Annotated in this window: 19 protein-coding genes and 1 pseudogene; 9 read left to right on the top strand and 11 right to left on the bottom strand. The window is 38.7% G+C overall.

Features of this window, described 5'->3' with window-relative positions:
* Positions 1 to 145: 145 nt before the first annotated feature.
* Positions 146 to 1204, bottom strand: coding sequence for a DUF3626 domain-containing protein (locus AAEY98_RS00265; RefSeq protein ID WP_351014424.1), 1059 nt, complete (start codon positions 1202 to 1204; stop codon positions 146 to 148).
* 336 nt (positions 1205 to 1540) lie between these two features.
* Between AAEY98_RS00265 and AAEY98_RS00260 the strand changes: the two genes are divergently transcribed.
* A complete protein-coding gene (locus tag AAEY98_RS00260; protein ID WP_101086100.1) occupies positions 1541 to 2974 on the top strand; it encodes a DEAD/DEAH box helicase in 1434 nt (477 codons plus the stop codon).
* 333 nt (positions 2975 to 3307) lie between these two features.
* Here the strand turns inward: AAEY98_RS00260 and dbpA are convergent, their stop codons facing one another.
* Both dbpA and AAEY98_RS00250 read right to left on the bottom strand, forming a co-directional pair.
* Positions 3308 to 4711, bottom strand: a complete 1404-nt coding sequence (dbpA, locus tag AAEY98_RS00255; protein ID WP_101086101.1) for an ATP-dependent RNA helicase DbpA — start codon at positions 4709 to 4711, stop codon at positions 3308 to 3310.
* A 325-nt stretch (positions 4712 to 5036) separates the two neighbouring features.
* Positions 5037 to 5903 carry a pirin family protein gene (locus AAEY98_RS00250; protein WP_101086102.1) on the bottom strand — a complete coding sequence of 289 codons (867 nt, stop codon included), beginning with the start codon at positions 5901 to 5903 and terminating at the stop codon, positions 5037 to 5039.
* A gap of 224 nt (positions 5904 to 6127) precedes the next feature.
* On the opposite strand from AAEY98_RS00250, the gene AAEY98_RS00245 reads away from it, so the two are divergent.
* The gene (locus tag AAEY98_RS00245; protein ID WP_351014422.1) at positions 6128 to 7078 is read left to right on the top strand and encodes a hypothetical protein; all 951 of its coding nucleotides are present in this window, start codon (positions 6128 to 6130) and stop codon (positions 7076 to 7078) included.
* Between the two features lie 196 nt (positions 7079 to 7274).
* Here AAEY98_RS00245 and AAEY98_RS00240 read toward each other — a convergent pair whose 3' ends face one another.
* From AAEY98_RS00240 to AAEY98_RS00210, 7 genes are all read right to left on the bottom strand, one after another.
* Entirely contained in the window at positions 7275 to 7826 is a 552-nt protein-coding gene (locus AAEY98_RS00240; protein WP_351014420.1) for a hypothetical protein, read from the bottom strand.
* A 48-nt stretch (positions 7827 to 7874) separates the two neighbouring features.
* Positions 7875 to 8072, bottom strand: a complete 198-nt coding sequence (locus AAEY98_RS00235; protein WP_351014418.1) for a hypothetical protein — start codon at positions 8070 to 8072, stop codon at positions 7875 to 7877.
* Positions 8073 to 8603: 531 nt separating this feature from the next.
* The gene (locus AAEY98_RS00230; protein WP_101086105.1) at positions 8604 to 8855 is read right to left on the bottom strand and encodes a superinfection immunity protein; all 252 of its coding nucleotides are present in this window, start codon (positions 8853 to 8855) and stop codon (positions 8604 to 8606) included.
* Positions 8856 to 9707: 852 nt separating this feature from the next.
* On the bottom strand, positions 9708 to 11258 hold the full coding sequence (locus AAEY98_RS00225) for a methyl-accepting chemotaxis protein (protein ID WP_351009885.1): 1551 nt from the start codon (positions 11256 to 11258) through the stop codon (positions 9708 to 9710).
* 457 nt (positions 11259 to 11715) lie between these two features.
* Positions 11716 to 12213 (bottom strand): hypothetical protein, encoded by a 498-nt coding sequence (locus AAEY98_RS00220; RefSeq protein ID WP_351014416.1) that lies wholly within the window; start codon positions 12211 to 12213, stop codon positions 11716 to 11718.
* 24 nt (positions 12214 to 12237) lie between these two features.
* Positions 12238 to 12486, bottom strand: coding sequence for a hypothetical protein (locus AAEY98_RS00215; RefSeq protein ID WP_101086109.1), 249 nt, complete (start codon positions 12484 to 12486; stop codon positions 12238 to 12240).
* A 574-nt stretch (positions 12487 to 13060) separates the two neighbouring features.
* On the bottom strand, positions 13061 to 13609 hold the full coding sequence (locus tag AAEY98_RS00210; RefSeq protein WP_174839625.1) for a hypothetical protein: 549 nt from the start codon (positions 13607 to 13609) through the stop codon (positions 13061 to 13063).
* Between the two features lie 399 nt (positions 13610 to 14008).
* Between AAEY98_RS00210 and AAEY98_RS00205 the strand changes: the two genes are divergently transcribed.
* Both AAEY98_RS00205 and AAEY98_RS00200 read left to right on the top strand, forming a co-directional pair.
* Complete coding sequence (locus AAEY98_RS00205) at positions 14009 to 14137, top strand: hypothetical protein (protein ID WP_351014415.1); 129 nt, start codon at positions 14009 to 14011, stop codon at positions 14135 to 14137.
* Positions 14138 to 14349: 212 nt separating this feature from the next.
* Positions 14350 to 14727 carry a hypothetical protein gene (locus AAEY98_RS00200; RefSeq protein ID WP_351014413.1) on the top strand — a complete coding sequence of 126 codons (378 nt, stop codon included), beginning with the start codon at positions 14350 to 14352 and terminating at the stop codon, positions 14725 to 14727.
* A 208-nt stretch (positions 14728 to 14935) separates the two neighbouring features.
* Here the strand turns inward: AAEY98_RS00200 and AAEY98_RS00195 are convergent, their stop codons facing one another.
* Complete coding sequence (locus AAEY98_RS00195) at positions 14936 to 15586, bottom strand: class I SAM-dependent methyltransferase (protein WP_242445107.1); 651 nt, start codon at positions 15584 to 15586, stop codon at positions 14936 to 14938.
* Positions 15587 to 16231: 645 nt separating this feature from the next.
* Here AAEY98_RS00195 and AAEY98_RS00190 point away from each other — a divergent pair.
* The 5 genes and pseudogenes from AAEY98_RS00190 to AAEY98_RS00170 form a co-directional block, all read left to right on the top strand.
* A pseudogene (locus tag AAEY98_RS00190) lies at positions 16232 to 16392 on the top strand (transposase); the annotation flags it as partial.
* 268 nt (positions 16393 to 16660) lie between these two features.
* Entirely contained in the window at positions 16661 to 17035 is a 375-nt protein-coding gene (locus tag AAEY98_RS00185) for a hypothetical protein (RefSeq protein ID WP_124018447.1), read from the top strand.
* 597 nt (positions 17036 to 17632) lie between these two features.
* Positions 17633 to 17935: a hypothetical protein gene (locus tag AAEY98_RS00180; protein ID WP_351014410.1), complete on the top strand. Its 303-nt coding sequence runs from the start codon at positions 17633 to 17635 to the stop codon at positions 17933 to 17935.
* 69 nt (positions 17936 to 18004) lie between these two features.
* A protein-coding gene (locus AAEY98_RS00175) for an IS3 family transposase (RefSeq protein WP_351014408.1) occupies positions 18005 to 19182 on the top strand; the annotation gives its coding sequence in 2 pieces (ribosomal slippage) (positions 18005 to 18263 and positions 18263 to 19182; 1179 coding nt in all).
* Positions 19127 to 19990 (top strand): hypothetical protein, encoded by an 864-nt coding sequence (locus tag AAEY98_RS00170; RefSeq protein WP_351014406.1) that lies wholly within the window; start codon positions 19127 to 19129, stop codon positions 19988 to 19990. Before AAEY98_RS00175 ends, AAEY98_RS00170 begins: the two co-directional genes overlap by 56 nt.
* Positions 19991 to 19992 lie beyond the last annotated feature (2 nt).

Below are 19992 nucleotides of genomic sequence, written 5' to 3'. Positions count from 1 at the left end.
CATCTTTTTACAAATAGAATGGTTAATCACAAACAACATCACAGTGTTAAGCACAAACACGTTGAGCGACAAAACCAAGCTAATTTGCAAAAAGAACCAAAGGGGAAGCAATGCGAGTAAAACAATTTATTGTTGGTAATAACATTTATTGACCAGTACTCTCCCCGTATTTTACCAATACGTGCCAGAGTAACTTTAAGTCTTGTCGTTTTTTAGAATGTGCACCACGCTCACTCCATGAAGCCGGTTTTTTTTGCAATTGGTACGCCGCACGGCCAATAATCTCAGCATTAATCAACTCATTTTCAGCAAGGCTTTGCGCCAAAATAGGCATCGCAGCACCACGAAAATCATCGGGTATTTGTGCTACATTAATCTGCCGCCCTTGATGCCAATGCAACTCAATTCCATACTCATGACACAAGGCGACTAATGAATCGCCAATGGCAGTGCCTGCATATGACGGATCGGCCACTAATATGGCAATATCTTGATCCAGCGACACATCGCCGTGAATTTGGGCTTCAATATAATGATCTAAATTACCGCTAGGGGCCACATCGAAACGGCTACTGATATCATCGGTTAAATGCTGACTAAAATGTTCAATCAACTTACTCGGTTTAAGCCCAGAAATACCCAAAGCATATTGACGCTCAAAACTCTCACTGAGTAATGCCGCTAAAATCGCATCAAAACACTTTATAGTGCCCTTTTCTTTGGGCAACCGATAAGAGTCCATGTAACTAAAGGTACATCGAGACAATATTTGAGGATGAGTCACTAAATAACAACTGCCAAAGCGAGGCGCCGGACCTAATGGGCACAAACCAAAATCTAACGCACCATATTTAGGCCGATGCTTAATCCCAGAATAGCTGTGACCAAATAATTGGTTTTCCCAATGGTCGCGAGAACCGCCTAATTCTGGTGATAAATGACCATTAGAGACATGGGTTTCAAACTGGCTTTTATACACCCCGTCACGCAATAAACCATCAACGACAGTGAGGCCTCGATTATCAATTTGATCGGGATGAAAATGCAACGCGACTCGGCTATGTTGAGCGAGCTCGCGCATAGCAAGTTGAAGAGATAAGGTTGAAATATTAGACATTAACAGCACATTTTTGATCACGGCATGAGCATGATCTCGCAGCTCATACGCCATTTTCTCAATATGTATTTGTGCCGTTAATTTCATCAGTTAGAGACACCTTAAGTTAAGTAACCTCAGCTAAGTCGCTGAATATTTAGATAGAAAACGAGTTACCATTTTATTGTATGCAATAAGTCGACTTTTAGCACTGATTCTGGTCTTAAGATTAACACGATTTCATTAAATCGCTGTATTTGGCAATCATAAGCGAGACATTTTCACCATTAAATAGTTCATTATTAATTGTGATTTCAGAGTATATATCGTTGCCCACACAGGGATTTGATAGCACTCAAAGAGGTTTTCAGGTAAGCTTCACGGCCGCCGTTACTGGCTACCTTTTATTCAAAGCAACAATGCGTTGCCCAAAGAGATTTTTCTATGAGTTTTTCCTCACTTGGTCTGAATGCTGCTATTTTAAAAGCGGTTGAAAAACAAGGTTATGACACCCCCTCTCCAATTCAAGCACAAGCAATTCCAGCTGTTTTAGCCGGTCAAGATGTAATGGCAGCAGCACAAACAGGGACAGGAAAAACAGCTGGTTTTACCTTACCAATTTTAGAATTATTATCTAAAGGTGAACGAGCGCAACGTGGTCAAGTCCGTGCGCTAGTATTAACACCAACACGCGAACTTGCCGCGCAAGTACAAGAAAGCGTCGCCACTTACGGCATCAACTTACCGTTAAAATCAGCCGTAGTCTTTGGTGGCGTGTCCATCGTGCCACAATTAGCTGCGCTCAGAAATGGTGTCGACATTCTGGTCGCAACGCCAGGCCGTTTACTCGACTTATGTCAGCAAAAAGCCATTAGCTTTAACAAATTAGAAATTCTAGTGTTAGACGAAGCAGACCGCATGCTAGACATGGGCTTTATTCGCGACATTAAAAAAGTATTAGCATTATTACCCGCTAAGCGTCAAAACTTGATGTTTTCAGCAACATTCTCGAATGAAATTCGTGAACTTGCTAAAGGGCTGGTTAACAATCCGGTAGAGATTTCAGTTACGCCGCGTAACGCAACAGCAAACACTGTGACCCAATGTGTGTATCCAGTGGATAAAACCCGTAAATCAATGGCGCTAATCGAACTGATTAAAACCAATGATTGGAAACAGGTGTTAGTGTTTTCTCGTACCAAACATGGTGCTAACCGTTTAGCGAAAAGCCTAGAAGCTGCTGGCATCAAAGCCGCAGCCATTCATGGCAATAAAAGCCAAACAGCACGCACTAAAGCATTGGCAGATTTTAAAGCCGGTGCAGTACAAGTTATGGTCGCAACAGATATTGCCGCGCGTGGTATCGACATTGATCAACTGCCATTCGTGGTTAACTTTGACTTACCTAACGTACCTGAAGATTATGTGCATCGTATTGGCCGTACCGGCCGTGCAGGTTCAACAGGTCAAGCTGTATCATTAGTGGGTCTTGAAGAAGTTAAATTACTGCATGATATCGAGCGTTTAATCAATCGTGTTATTGAGCGTAAGCAACTCGCTGGTTTTGAAGCACCATTCACTATCCCTGAAGCGAGTAGCAGATCTGGCGGTAATAGCGCTAAAAAGCCAAACCCGAATCGCAGTAAACATGCTCAACAGCATGCAAATGATGGCGCTCAAGGTGATAAGCCAGCGCGTAAACCTGACTCTCGCCAACCATCACGCAGTCACGATAAGCCTGCAGATCCTAAAGCGGAAGCTAGAGCGAATGGTAATAAACCACCACAGCGTAATCGTCCACCACGCCGCAGTGGTACTGCACCAGTAGTGTCGGCCAATAGCAATAATCCTTATGCCAACGCTAAAGTTAAAAGCTAACTAACCTTAACTCGGGTTAAGAGATGGGATAAGTTAGTTAAAACGACAAAATTTGGTCTATTTCATATCAAACTTGTCATTTGTTTTGCTAATAAGGCGTGTTGACGCGTCAATAGCTAGCCTATTGCAAGTCGATACAACACTGTTAGCGAGACAAAAGACTGTTTGATAACTGTTTATTATCCCGAGCTGAGGTTAATTAGCGATAGAGCATAAAAAAGCCGGTGAACATTGTTCACCGGCTTTTTTATTATTCAGGCATAACCCAATCGACTAACTATCAATCAACTGCAAAGCAATCAACTGCAACCCTACAGGCTGCAAAAGGCTCAGTTACATGAACCACGCACGATAGCTACGGCCTTTTAACTTACCTTTACTGATGATATTCATCGCTTGTTTAGACACATTGCTTTTTACGGCAAAGTAAGCGCGAAAATCAGTCACTTTAATTTTGCCAATATCGTTAAAATCTAAACCATTGCCACCCGTTAATGCACCAACAATGTCACCAGGACGGATTTTTTGCTTTTTACCCGCCTCAATCTGAATGGTGATCATTTCAGCAGCAAGCGGTTGCTTGTTGAGCGCACTCATTGGCGGTAAAGGCTCACTGACGACATCTTTGTTCATGGCTTCTTCAATCATCGCCATTTTGTAACCGTCTTCTTCACCAAAGAAAGTATATGCGGCTCCAGAACTGCCAGCACGGCCAGTACGGCCGATACGGTGAATATGCACTTCAGTATCGTAAGCAATATGATAGTTAAATACTGCGTCTAACTCATCAATATCCAAACCACGTGCAGCTACGTCGGTAGCAACTAAAATACGCGCACTACGGTTAGCAAACTGCAATAACATTTGATCGCGATCGCGCTGCTCTAAATCGCCATGTAATGCTAGTACGCTAAAGCCAAACTCATGTAATGAGTCAGCCACTTGTTGGGTTTCACGCTTGGTATTACAAAACACGACTGCGCTTCCAGGCTGCTTATCTAATAACAATAAACGCAATGCCTCAAGACGGCCCTGGTTATCTTCAATACGATAAAAGTGCTGATCGATAGTGAGGTTATCGTGTTTAGCTTCAACTTTAACCATTACCGGTTTATACAGAATTTGATCGGCAATCGCTTGGATTTGATCTGGGAACGTGGCACTAAACAGCAATGTTTGACGTTCACGAGGGGCCGCGGCAATGATTTGGTCAATGTGCTGTTGGAAGCCCATTTCTAACATGCGATCAGCTTCATCTAAAATCAGCATGTTCATGTTACTTAAATCTAAACGGTTGCGATCTAAATGATCAACAATACGACCCGGTGTACCGACAATAATGTGTGCTCCGTGTTCCAATGAGCCAACTTGTGGCCCCATAGGTACGCCGCCACATAGCGTTAGTACTTTAACGTTATGGATACCACGGGCCAAGGTACGAATGTCTTTCGCTACTTGGTCGGCTAACTCACGCGTTGGACAAAGCACCATGGTTTGGATGCGAAAACGTTTTACATCCAGTTTATTAAGCAATCCTAAACCAAAGGCAGCTGTTTTACCTGAACCTGTCATCGCTTGGCCGATAACATCTTCACCGGCCAAAATAGGCGGTAAGCTCTCAGCTTGGATCTGAGTCATCGATTCAAAACCCATAGTTTGGAGGTTTTCAAGCAATTCAGGTTTTAATTTAAGTGATGCAAAAGCCGTGTTAACGACTTGTTCTGTAGACTGACTCAAGGCAAATATCCTCTGATATCGAAAGGTAAAAAGCAGGCAAAAGCTGCAAAAAAATATACCAATACCATTACATAAATGAGCCAATAACGCGCAAAACTATCATTAAACAGCGGAACAAAATTAGCATATACAATGATGTTATATGAAAAATGCTTACCGCTATTTGCGAACGATTTATCTTGCCAGAAGGAACAGATAATAAATAAGATTGGTGTGAGCAAAGGTCTTAAAACAAACCTAAGCCAGATGTCAGCTATTGTAGCAATTTTATTCGCAGTTCGCTGACAAATATTTATCGATAATTCAGCTTATTTTGAGGGTAATGCTAGGTAATTTGGCCAAAGTGGCCTTGCTGATAATCACGAACAGCTTGCTCTATCTCAGCCTGGGTATTCATCACAAACGGCCCCATGTGGACAATTTTTTCGTTAATCGGCTTGCCCGCTAATATTAACAACCCAGCACCTGTGGCCTCGGTTTGAAAATGACAGACTTCAAGCGCATTTAAAACTAAAAACTGCCCTGCTCCTGCAGTTTCTCGCAAACCTTGTGCATCAATATAGTTAAGCTCGCCTTGATACACATAAGCGCACACCGTTTGGTGCTCTGCAAGATTCAGCGTGCAGTGACCATATTCAGTTAACGTTAAATCAGCAATTGCCCCATGGCCAGCTAACCCCTGAAGAGTTGAAGTAATCTTATGTGGCTCATGATTAAAACCCCAACTCCCCGCCAAGGCAACAAGCGTTGCGCCGTGTTCGTTATTTATACGGGGATTAGTCTGTTTACTGCTGTCTTGATAAATAGGCGGACGCATTTTGTGTTTTGCTGGCATATTGATCCAAATTTGAAACCCATGCAGCCCTTCTTTGGCATCTGCTAATGGCATTTCAGAATGCAGCACGCCACTGCCAGTACTCATCCACTGCACATCTCCGGCACGAATAGGTTTAACATTGCCCATTTGATCGCGATGTTCAAAGCCGCCTTTACGAATATAAGTAAAGGTTTCTACACCTCTATGTGGATGCGGCGGAAAACCACCAATAAAATCTTGTTCATCATCAGACTTAATCTCATCGATCATTAAATATGGATCAAAACGAAGCTTATCAAAGTCGGCAATACGATTAATGTTTACACCATCACCGTCCATTGCGGGCAAAGCGCTAAAACGCTGTAATACTTTCATGAAAACCTCGGTGATGAAAAATAACTATTTAATAATAGCAGGCTGTTAACTGAATAAATATTGCATAATAGTGTGATTTTCTTTCGATAAAATAGACCAATTAACAAGGATGATGTCTTTTGCTCAAGCAAGATAAATTTATCCACATCAATTAATGAACTTTACCTTCTGTTAACAATCAAAAAAGGACTGATAATACTGCGATGATAAAGTGATTGATATAAATGGAAGTAATAACGGTTGGCTGGGAGCCACATCACTCTCGATCTTCAACACACTCCTCTAAAGAAGCATATTGGCTTAAGCCTGTACTCACGGCATTCATCATCCATGTTTTATTGATTTATGTGTTGATTACGTTTTGGTACCAAGACACGACGCATCGAGTGTCAGCTTTAGTGGTTAAGCCTTCGCCCACCGCAATAAAAAGCTATCTCATGACTTCGGCGCAATACCAATCAATGACCCAAACAAGTTTATCACCCAAGCTTAATGACCTAGAAAATGCCCAACCCGTACAGAGTAAACCACCCATTGTTGATATAAATGCTGATATAGATGTTGATGTTGAAATTGATGAAATTGATGTTGATATTGAAATTGACGAGAGCCCATCAACAACCATAAAGACTAAAGAGACGCAGACCTCTTTAAATGAAGACACCCCCCTCGATAACGTGATGCCATCAAACAATAAGCCCAACAACATACGATCGACTGCGAGTGCGAGTGCAAAAATACCTAATGCATTGCCTAATCAAATAAAACCAAACACGACCACTGACATCAACAAGTCCGCGCCATCATTAGCGTCAATACAACAAGCCACTAGCCATTTTATACAGCAAAATAATATTGCAGCATTAGACACACTCGTAGGTTCTCAAACTGCATTACAAAACAAACCCACTGGCACTATGAGTGAAATGGACCCTAACCTTGATTTTATAGAGTTAGCAGCAGAAATTGATATCAGCCAACCGCATACCTTTAACCATAGGCTAGACCCTAACAGAATAGTAAAACAGGGCGATTATTGTTACCGGGTGGTTGAATTGGCAACTCAAGTGAATCCTCATGGATGGGGACTAGGATTTGCAACATTTTGTGGCGAAGACCAAGTCAAAAAACAATTAACAGAAGCGATTCGCAAAAGAGTCAACGCCGTAAAATGAGTTACTGAATTGGCATGGTCATATCAACATCTGGCATCACTATCCTAGTCAATGATAAATAAGCCGCTAATACCGCAAATACAATACCCAAAGCCCTTTCCTTATGATGATCCCTGACTAGGACCTAAGATGCCACACATGGCCAATCTATATTTATCAATAAAATATAAATGAATAAACAGCTATGAGCACTAAGCTATTGCATGAGTGCATTCATGACAGGCATAAAATGAAGCCCACCAGCCACAAACATGACTCGTTCATTATTATCGATCGCGGCTTTCACCTTGTTAATGGCGCTATTATCCCTAAACTCATTTACACGATCTTTAATCGCTTTAAGCGTCGTAAATTCAGAGGTGCTGAGTTGTTGGTCAAAAATAGTTGCCGATGAAAACTCAACCCACGATACAGATTTCCCCACCATGGTTGATAACATAATGTCTAACTCAGCAATTGAATCTGGCTTAACATTTAGGTGATATTCTGTTGCAGGAAAACCAGATTGTCCGAGCAGATTAGACATCTTACTTTTCGCGTCGGCAAGACTAACATTACTGAGCAACTGTGGTGCTTGTCTTAATAAATAAAATACCTTTAGGCTTTCATCATCAAACTTCTCTAACACAAATTTAGCTTCACTTAGGCTATCGCCTTCCCAAGTTGTTACTTTGACATGATGCTGCTTAGCTAAAAACTGTAAAAAACCCATTTCACCACAGCACTTAATCGCTTCAGCTTTAGACATTTTATCAGGCCAATAACCACCTTCTAACAACACTAAAGTGGGATTAAGCTAGTTAAAAAGGCGTTCTATATCGACAAGTTGAAGATCATTAACATCGTTTGTATGTGTAGTGCCAATAATCATATAGCCACGGTCTAATGAACGTAACAATGACAAATTAGATGTAGGCTTATATCTGTCATTCGCTTGAACATTCAAACACACACCTAGCACCAATAATGTCACAACCGTTATCATTTTTTTCATCGTATTACTTCCCTGTATATCCAGATATAACTGACGTTATCCTTTGATAATTAACATGAAACAAAGGATTTCCAACACAGTTAATAACCAGCTTAACTATCGATAAAAATCGCCAGTATTATGCTAACTATTATCAAGTTTTTTAGTTTTTACCCCTTACTCAAAGCAATTGAATGCTACAAGCTATTGCACGCACACGCTTTTTCACCGCTCTTTTGAATCCACTCTTCGTATTGTCCTTCAGGACATTGATTTTTTATGGTTTTGCATTGAGCGCCATTACGTGAGTATTCGCCACCAATAACTTTCTCGATGAACTAATCGTTAACCTGAGCACTAAAATCTTTTTAAGAACAACCAAGTAAGAGTGCGATGATGACAATTGATAAGTATTTCATGTAATATCCTTTTGCATTTTATACCGAAAACTGACGCCAAAAACCGGCACTTAAAAGCATCACAAAGTGAGCGAAAAATAAGTGCATATAATGATTTTTATGGTTTATGGTGAGTGTATATTATTGATAGAAGTTAACTTTCAGCGTTAACTTTATTAGCGTATTTACCAATAACTTTACCCGTGGTAGCCCACACTATAACGCCGCCCCACGCAATAAAAGAAAACCCTGCAGGGATACACGCTAACAGAATATATTTAAAGTGTTTTCGATTAAAAAATAATGCCAAAATAGCAGGAAGAAACCAAAGAGTCAGCCCCCCAATAACTAACACCACTAAAAAAGTATAATTCTCATTTGCGACTATTTCATTTATAAATTCCATTTATTACGTTCTCCCTAATTGATAAGTGCAACGGATTATACTAAAACATAAAGCCTAAATAACAAGCTAAAAGTCATCGTATTATAAAAAATGCCTTATTTACACAAATCATCATTTTTAGTTGAAACATTATTGACACTATTATTGCCGTTTCTGTGCTGGCCGCTAGTCTAGTAGACACTTCTCATGCCGATGTCACTTGTACTAATTAAACTATGGCTTACGTCCACTACGCCTGTTTAGTACTCATGGCTTATTCGGACACCGACCATTACAAACCACTTAACCAGCTGATTTAAATATAATATCTAGCTTTAATCTTTATTAACCATCAAAGAAAAAACCATACACCCAAAGCGATACTCGGCAAAAGAATACGATAACGGCATACAAAGAAGGCTGTAGCACACAAGCTAACACAGTTGATAAACAGCACTTATTTAAGCCATTAATATGAACATTCGCGATGTACAGTGTATTGATGTTGTTGATTGATTGGTTAGTGGGTGGGTTGTTTAGTTGGTTAGTTGGTTAGTTGGTTAGTTGGCAGGGTAACCGCATGAGTGTGCGTTTTTTGAACACTATAAATAATTTCAATACTTAATCACTTCCAATCATTCATGAAGTGATAACGTACTGAACAAATATAGTTCTAAAAACATACTTAATCTGTATAAAAAACGTTCACAACCTCACCCTGGGTTAGTTGGTTAGTTGGTTAGTTGGTTGGTAAGTTGGTAAGTTGGTAAGTTGGTTAATTTGTTTTGGCAGCAAGATGCTCAGCAGAGTCAACAAAGTAAAATTACCTCAATTATACCGAAGTCATCACCTCACAATTTGTGATATTACAATCTAATTAAATTGATTTACCAACTCTGTTTGACGTATACCCTGACCACTAATTTCTTGGCTATGTATTGCTGCATTATGACAATTTTGTTCAAATTGATTAATGCCATCTTGTAGTATCATCGCGTTGTTATAAATTTGATTAACAACAGCAGCTTGCTCTTCTGCCGCCACTGAAATCTGCTCGCCATTACTTTCGATAATACTCATCACTTCACTAACCGAAACCAGGCTTTTCTCGAGTATTTGACTAGAATCAATACTCTTATCTATTAACAAATGGCTTTGCTCCATCTGTGCAACGGCTTCTGCAGTTGTACGACTAAGTGAATTTATAATAGCGTGTATTTCATGAGCAGAAGTTGCCGAGCGACTGGCCAAGTTACGCACTTCATCCGCGACCACAGCAAACCCTCTACCAGCCTCTCCAGCCCTAGCGGCTTCAATGGCGGCATTGAGCGAAAGCAAGTTTGTTTGCTGTGCAATACTCTCGATCACCTCGACAACTTGGTTTACATTTTGACATTGCTTATTCAGCGAAGAAATAGCAATACGAGATTCTTCCAATAAGTTATTAATTTCCGTAGTCGCGATTTGACTGCTGGCTAATGCCACCTTAGTTGACTCTATTTGTTCAACTAAGTTATGAATTTCTGTGGTTGAATTTGTCGTATTTTTAGCTATATCAGTAACAGACGAGCTCATTTGGCCGATGGCTGTGACAACTTGCTCAAGGTTTTGTGATTGCGTAACTAACTGATTTTGATTGGCTTGATTTTGTTGTTGATGCTCTTCTAAACCTTGCTGTAATTCCTCACCACTGTCTTTTATACGTCCAACCACCGCCAGCGTTTCAGCTTTTTGCATCCGTAGACTTAATTCGATGTGAGAAAGCTCATCGGTATAACCTGTATAAACAAATTGATTTAGTGGATTATTATGTATTGTTTCACTTAATATCAATATGTTACTAAAACGCTGTTTAAGAACATAAAGCGGCCGACAAAAACAGATAATGGCAACAATAAATGCGACGACGGTGAAAAAACCACTTGAGTAAGGCAAGGACATCAACAACCCAACAGATAGCAACCAAGCGAAAAAAAGTTTGGTAATAATACTGGCGCCAAGCTTAGGCTTAGCAGCTTTACCAGCATTAATTGCATCGTAACAGGCTTGAGCACGTTCAGTCAGCTCTGCTTCAGGCTGAGTTCTTACCGACTGATACTCGCAAATAATACCGTTACGTTTAATCGGGGTCACATAAGCGTTAACCCAATAATACTGACCATTCTTGCAGCGATTCTTCACCAATCCCATCCAGCTTTCCCCTTGCTTTATGGTGTCCCATAGGTCACTAAATGCAGCTTTAGGCATATCTGGGTGGCGTACTATATTGTGGGGTTTATTAATTAGCTCATCTTCTTTATAACCACTAACCGTCATAAAGTCATCGTTAACATGAGTAATAATACTGTCTAAATCGGTTGTTGAAAGGATCATATAATCCGACGGATAAGTGACTTCTTCATCGATGATATCTTTTGTGGTCATGTTGATATATTAAACGTCATTGAGTTAAATAATTAAGCTGATTATTAAACAATCAGCATTATTTGTATGTGATGACTCACGACTTTAATCAGTAAATAATTAACATCTTTGAAATATTTGCGATTGGTCACACTGACAGTTATCCAGACTCACAACAGTTCAAAGTATTGACTCGATCATATAATGGGCAAGAAAATGGCTATCATCATGATTGATTGGTTTTTATTCTTGAGGATTTGAATTGCGATGTTGTTTCGCATAATTAAAGCTTAGAGAAGCAATAGGATAAAGAGATTTAATACTTTTCCTATACCGAGCAAAGACAATCGTGGCGATGGTGACACCAACTGTGACCCCAAAAGGATGCTTTCGAGTCTGCTTTTTGACAGAATGGAGTAATAAATTAAGCGTTAACTCGCACTGCCTAACAGAGTCTTTCCCCTGCACACGTGTTAACTTAATCGAATGATTTAGATGCTTTAGAGATGACATCGATACCCTCCTTTAATTGGGAGACAGTGTCTTTGAAGCCAAAAAAACGAATAAGCCGTTTTTGCCAATACAGCAAGCCAACTAAAACCAACATCATTGTGAGTAGAAATACCCCTAAGCCAATAAATATGCTGTGAGTGAGGCTGTAGATCACGATCCCAGAGCAAACACATAAACTGAAGATAAAGAGAACTAACAATGGAATAAATAAAAGCTGGCAAACAAGAAACTGTTTTGCTGCGGCAACATTTCGTAATATTTCCATAAAGAAAAGTTGGACTGTAGACTCTGACCACTGTCCAACCTCTTGAGCTAATTTCGATGCCTTATTAAAAATATCTTTAATTTCTTCAACGTTTAAGTCATCGGAGTTTACGTTCATTTCATCAGAGTTAACGTGAGGATCGGTCTGTGAGCCATCGGAGATTTTATCTTTACTGTACACTTTCTCAGTGTTTTCCATAATAAAACCCCTCCGGCCGCTTTGCTATTTTATAAGTTTCGAAATCGCCCATCCCGCTAAAAAAGCACACCCGACACTTAATAAAGGGTGTTCCTTAATAAGATTTTCAGTTTGAGCTGTTGCCGATTTAACTTTTTCAGTGCCTTCACCCAATGATTCTTTCGCTTTATCTTTCAAGGAATGAACAGCCTCTGAAGTCGCTTCTTCAGCTAAGTGATAAGCATCTTCAATTTTCTGTTGTGGATCTTGATTTTTTGCCTTTGTTGTAGCCATTTCTAATCTCCTTAAATACAAAATTTATAGAGTGATATTACGCTGAAATAAATAGGGGCAATAAAAACTGTCCAATTAACACACTATTACGATAAATAGATTGGGTCAATTTATATAACATTAATAAAAAAACATGCCTAAATATTAGCGACTCTATTTTAATAAAGCGAAAGGCATGCCACATTTAAACCGAAGCAACAAAAAAATAAACACCTGATAAATATAACATTTATATTTTATGATAAAAAATGAAATATTTTAATATAATTATTTTGTAGTTTTTACAAATTATTACTTTTTACTATGTAAAAGTTACTCATGAAAATAAAAATAACCATCAATAGTTGTTTCAGAATAATATGGGGGATTGTATCCAACTGGTAATAACAAAATATAACCAAACTAGAAATTAGATAGCTATTGCTCGACTAATTTCTGGCTAGGTGATTTGGGGGATGCTTATATCAATCTAACACTTTAAAAAATAACTGCGAGCCGAGTAAACAAAAGCCTACCGAATAAGTCAGCTAAAATTTACAGCAGACTAAGCAATAAGCTTGAGGCCATGCATTTTTTACTCTACTAGTGATACCTCATTCTTATCTATCTGTAACGCAGATAATTTATCAAGTAGTGCTTCAATGTTTTTTCTTCCAGCACCTTCATTGGCTAATCTAAGCCTTTTTACCGCAACAAAGGCATCCTTAAATGTTGCTGTGTGCGGTGCAATGATGGTTTCGTCAAACACAATGGATTGGGTTGCCGAATCGGTCAGTAAATATTGAACATGAGTAGTAACTTCAAAATCTAACCCAAAAATAGGTTGATCTACTTTAAGCATATTCACAACCAGTTTATATCGACCATCATCAGACAATAATCCCTGTGCTTGCAGGCTTCCCCTGACAGCACCAGAAAAGGCTTCACTGCTAATTTCTGATGTCCACAGTGGATTTGTTTTTTGACCACCAGAGACATTTGATAGCTCTATGTTGTCATTTAATACATCAAAGTAGGATTTTTGTTCACCCTGAAACGTCATATTTTTCATTTTTGCACCAGATGCGCATCCAGATAAATATATGGCCGCTACAAAAATTAAAGCCAATTTGAACAACTTCATCTATCACTCCGTTGAGTTAATAAGTTTGTCTATGACAGCGTATTTGTGAAAATAGTCAGAGTTTCGGTAAATACCCGGAACACATTTAACCGCGCAATAGTAACACGTGTTTAATTATTAATATTTTTAATAACTTACCAGCATACATTGGTTAAATCAATCCTCCTTACAACAGGAAAATAGATGAATTAATCCGTATATAAAAATATTGCCAAGTTCTCATTATTAGCGGTATCAATCATCCGCTTAATAATGAGTTGATTTGGTCGACTCTTTTAATTAACTCATTACTCGCAGTTACCAAGACAAGAGCGGGAATGTTTTTTCGTACCATTAGATAACCTATCTAACTCGCTAATGTTGTTGTGACATTACGACTCTTTTTTTAAGGAGTATTGTATGAGTCTTGCTGATGAATCAACTCACTTTAATGCATCGATGTTCCTCGTCAGGCAAGTAAAATTAAACCCATTTTTTGATGGGTTATTTGTTACCATTGCAGCTGTCATCCTAGGCTGTGAGGCATAGTAAGAATTGAAGACTTAAGCTATTGTCATTTAGAGTGGTCATCACAGCTTAATAAACGATCACGATATTATCCTCGTCGGAAGTGTCCCTATGTGGCTATATTTACAACTGAGTAATCAATATTAATTAGCACAATTGATGTGTGCTAGATAACGTTAAATTATTCAATAAACTGTATAATTGTGGTTAATTATTAATTGGTGGAAGATGACGTGCTAACAAAAATTCTAGTGACAATATTGGTAATCCTTGGCGCTATTGTCTACTTGCGCCGTGGACGAGGGCATAAAGTTAATCGCATCGCAGATATGGTAGATGCACAAAAATCGCCTCTTCTTAGTCGAGTAATTATTTACACTATGATTGCTGTGTCGATGTTAGCCTCTGCAGGCTATTGGGGCTGGAGTTGGTATGACGATAATACCGTCGTTGAAGTTACAATTACATCACCTATTGAAGCGATGACAAACAGTTACAAGGTGCGTAAAAAAGATATTGAAGCTCAGCGGATTACCACAGTCGATGGGATTCAAATTCGGTTATCTAGTCAAGAGAGATTAACGATTAGAACGACTAATTCACCTCAATGACACGAAATTAATAACGCCTGAATTCTAGCGACTAAATTCTAGACCAAAATAGACCAAAATAGACCAAAATAGACCAAAATAGCACTGCCCAGTTCCCGCCTATTATCTTAATCTAGATCATTATGCTCATCACCTCGACTAGGATAACAAAACTAAGTACTGAAATTAAAGTGACCAGTTTAAACCACCTTATATCCCCACTCTCTTGTTAGGTCTTTTTAGTCGCCACACCACAGCTAATATACGATGCAAACTTTGGCACTCCCTTTATATAATCACTTTCAAACCAATCGATACTAAAGCCGCTGCTTTGTATATTGTCAATCATAGGTCTATTCAAATTACAGCCACCAAAAGCGTTACCCCATAAGCGATTTAAACGATGTTGCCATTTTTTAATTGAATCGTCAGGTGCTTCTCCATGCTCACAGAAAAATATTTTACCATCAGGCTTCAACACTCTATGTATTTGCTGCATAGCGGCACGCCAATCAGCAATAGTGCAAAGAGTATAAGTTAACACAACTGAGTCAACACATTGATCATCTAAAGGAATCTGTTCACTAGGGAGACTTAGCCATTCAACCTGAATAGGCGATTTCGCTAAATTTTTCCGCGCTTTTTTACGCATCCCAGGAGAAGGTTCAAGGCCCCATATCATATTAACGTTCATAGGATTATACAAAACCATATTAACAGCAGAGCCCATACCAATCTCTAAAACATTGCCATAAGCTAAAGGCACAACTTTCTGCCTAAGCTCCATGATGACACTTGAAGAACAAGCACAATTTATAATGTGTGGAAGAATGTTGTTTTCATAAAAACTCAAAGGTAAATCCTCTGTAATAATTAACATTTGCATTCCGAAAGCTCAATATAAACCATGGCTAACATCTGCAAGCATTGGGTGTTAATTTACGATTATGATTACAGCCTAATCTAACAGCCATCGTCTATTTGCTGTTTTATATGACTCTATATGTATCTATATTAGCAGTTTCGTCAATTTAACCTTAATCACGATCTTCATATGGTTGGCATAATAACGGATAACGTTTTACCCCAAGAACGGTTCACATAAGAGCTGCTGTTTCAGATTGGTGAACATAAATAGGATCCGTAAAGATGTGCATGTTATTTAGGGTAAGATCATTATAGTATTTATCGCGCCAATACCTAGGGATTAGAATTGGATCATAATCATGTTGTTATTATCTGAAGTGATAAATCTTGCAATAAACACTACAGAGCGTATAACTTAACTACTAACTTTTATGGTATAAATCTCATGTCAAACGACTTCCGCTCTATCAAACAAGAAAAGCATTCACGACAATACAGCTATGCGAAGCGAGTTTTGGCTGGGAGTATTTCTTCTGAAAATCGTTGTATTTTGGTCGGTTGCAGAAAGTCTAAAGTCAATTTAGTTGTTCCAAAATCTATCTAAGTATTTATTTCTAAAAATAATTCTGATGATAGGAAATGAAAAAATTAGTACTTATTTAAACTCGATGTTGCCCAACTAGTTCTCGATAAAAACTATACTATCATCCAAACAGTGAAAGCGATGAAGGTTGGTAAATCGACTATTGATAAATGGTGGAGACTGCTAAAATTAGAACGTCTGGATTACCCCAAAAAGCATATCCTATTACTCCGAAATAAATTGAAATTTGTGAACTAAAAATGCAGATTGCCCTTCTTTAGGAGCATAAACGCACCCTAAAAACTACAGGTTTTCAATGTCAGACTCAATAGAAATTTACATTACTCAGCGAACACAAGCAGAACTACCTTGGTCCTGTATCTCCAAATGAACATGAAAAAATATCTTTTTAGCCAAGCTAGGTGTATAAAAAATAGTAGTAAAATTAATGAATATTTTTAATTTTAGTGGTTAGATTATGTGGTCAGTTATTGAGGGATACATATGAAAGAAATCGATTGCAATGATCCAAAAGTTGTTCGAATTGGTTTTAAAACGGCATTGAGGATCCTGGAAAAATGGAGTTGCAGCCAACAGGAAATTCAAAAGTTACTTAAATTGCCTGAGAACTATGAATCACTTGAGTTTGAGCAAATGTGTTTGAGCAAAGAGCAAGTTGAAAGAATAAGCTATATCCTGAATATTCATGCTGGCTTACGGCTAACATTTAACAACCCTAAAAACATCTATGGTTTTATTAATATGGTAAATCATAATTCCCCTTTCAATGGTAACAAGCCAATAGATTTCATTTGCAATGGTGAATTAGAGCATTTTCAAAGGCTTCAAGTTCACATAGATGGTTTATTCGGGGGATGAGCATAAAAGATATTTATTCTTTATCTGCAATCCTCTAGCTGCTCTAAATAATCTAGGTATGTATTTATGCGCAAAGCAAGCTGGTCATGTCAGGTATAGATGAAGATTTCAAACGAGATGTCATGCCTCATATCTATAATGTGAAATGGATTCGAATTATCATTTACTGTACAAACTTTATAGTGTCAATAAACTTATTTTTTGTCCAGAAATGAGCCTAGACACGTAAATTATTTATGCCCCATTGTGAGTTTCGCAGTTCAAAAGGTAAATAGGGTGAGTAAAGCTTTGTCTATAGGAAAGCTAATCTGAACAAGGGAGAGTTTGATAATCTAAAAAGGCTATGTCTGTCCTATCAGTTTGCTTGATAAACTTTCGCAGGTTCAGCGCTAAGGACATGCCAATATAAGATGTATCCGAACCTCTAGCAGAATTACTTGCAAACTAAGAATTTTTGTTACGCAGAACAATATACTAATGTTTACTACTTCCTGTTTTCCTTGATTTTTGCACGTTATCACTGTCAAAATTATACAAAGCTAGTAATATGACCAAATAATAAACTTCTAATAGTAAGGTAGTAAAATGGAATTAGCTATGTCTGAAGAACCTAAAGCAAGCGCCCTAGTCCAGTCTCAGCCTCAAGTACAAAGAATTGTCAGTACCGTTTTGCATCAGATCGATGTTGAGTCGCAAGATTGCCACCTTATACCTATATCAGACGAACATTCAGATTTAGAAGGCTACCTAACTGATCTACTTGATGAAATAAATGATAAAGAACAGAAGCGGGCTTACGACTTTGTTAGAGAGACAACAGAGTTTTATAGAGCACTTGAATCATATAATCGAGATAGAGACCTCACTACCAACCTTTTTGCTTCCAATATTGCTATGTAGTGGCATAGTTATTTTGGCCACCTAAATAGAGGTGATATTATTGCCTCGTAGATAACTTTAGGTGAGCACATGAGATCGACAACCAGAAAAACATTTAGCGCTGAATTCAAACTTGAAGCAGCCCAATTAGTCCTCGATAAAAACCACACAATCATTCAAGCTGCAAAAGCAATGAACGTGGGTAAATCGACTATGGATAAGTGGGTGAGGCAGTTAAAATTAGAACGCCAGGGTGGCACTCCCAAAGCATCTCCGATTACCCCAGAACAAATTGAAATCCGTGAACTGAAGAAGCAAATAGCGCGTCTTGAGGAGCATAATCTAATCCTAAAAAAGGCTACCGCTCTCTTGATGTCAGACTCGATGAACAATTTACGCTGATCAGCGCACTCAAGCAGAGCCACTCTATTCTCACAATTTGTAATGCATTCAAAGTGCATCGAAGTAGCTATAAATATTGGCTAAAAAGAAAAGAACATATCGATGCTGATTTTACAATTTTATGCAGTGAAGTGAAGGCCGCGCATCGTATTAGTAATGGCTCTGCCGGTGCTCGAACGATAGCGCAATTAGTTACTAACAAAGGGATTAATCTCAGTCGTTATCGAGCCCGTAATCTAATGAAAGAGCTTGGGTTATTGAGCTGCCAGCAGCCTAAGCACTCTTATAGGAAAGCTGCACAAGAGCATGTCGCTATCCCGAATACGCTTAATCGGCAGTTTGCCGTAACTCAACCGGATAAAGTGTGGTGTGGCGATGTAACGTATGTTTGGGTCGGTAATCGTTGGGCATATTTAGCGGTTGTTCTAGACTTATTTGCCCGCAAACCTGTTGGGTGGGCTTTGTCATTATCGCCTGACAGCGAGCTGACCTCTAAAGCCTTGAAAATGGCATTTGAGTTAAGGGGGAAACCTGAGAGTGTGATATATCACAGCGACCAAGGTTCACATTACACAAGCTTGAAGTTCAGACAGCTATTATGGCGTCTTCAGATTGAGCAAAGCATGAGTCGACGCGGGAATTGTTGGGATAACGCACCAATGGAGCGTTTCTTTAGAAGTTTGAAATCTGAATGGGTACCCGCAAGTGGCTATGGGAATTTTACAGAAGCAGACAAAGCGATCACAAATTACATCACTGGATATTACAGTGAAACTAGACCCCATCAATATAATGGTGGGTTAACGCCAAATGAGTCAGAACGTTTATATTGGAATGACTCTAAAACCGTGGCCAATTTTACTTGACCACTACACTAATCGCTTACTAGATAAAGAAGTGGAGACAGATAAGAGTTATGGGCATTTAAGTAAGAGTGGTAAAGGCCATGTGAAAAAGGGGAGTTTCTTGCAGTTTTTGTACAGAAATGGCTCGTTTATATCTTATTTAGGTGTAAAGCTTGAACATCAGGTATTTCTTGATGAAGTTGATTTTAAAAAGAAAATAGGTCTTTCTGTTGCTAAGAAAATTTATAAAGCTTGTAAAGTTGACTTTGATGTAGATGGGATTCCTCATAATGTCTTTGTTTATGATACTAACAGCAAACCCTCTCATTATTGGTGGAGCGACTTTCTTGAATTAAAAGAATTAAGAACTAACGCCCTAAACACAGAAACCGCCTCTAAGGAAGTCTTGAGAGAAGTAGACCGAATAAAGAAAGCTTTCCCTAGAGACCATAATGTTTTGAGAAATGCCACTATTGCAGCTTTTAAGCAGAATGGTGAAATGAAGTACGATGAGTTTGTCGAAAATACATTTGGTAACTACGAACCAATCGATAATGACTTAAAAATAAAGTTGCCGCAGATAAGAGAAAAACTAGATTCTCTGCCTGAGAAGAAGAATTTTGATACACGATTTACTTTGGCACCAGAACTGGTTACTTTCAGACGTTCAAGCTATGAGTTATCGAAGGAAATATCCTTAACAGTTGAAGGGGGAATCGAAAACATAGATGATAAGATCTGGTCAGAAAAGACAGCTTCAGGTAAAGAGTTGGTAGTCATTAGCTCTCCTGAAGGTTTTAAACGGTTCACTGAAAAAGAAAGAGTTTAGAT

The organism is Shewanella sp. AC91-MNA-CIBAN-0169, assembly GCF_040310165.1.
Classification (GTDB): Bacteria; Pseudomonadota; Gammaproteobacteria; order Enterobacterales; family Shewanellaceae; genus Shewanella.
Note: the sequence above shows the minus strand (reverse complement) of the source record. Positions and strands in the feature narration are given on the sequence as shown.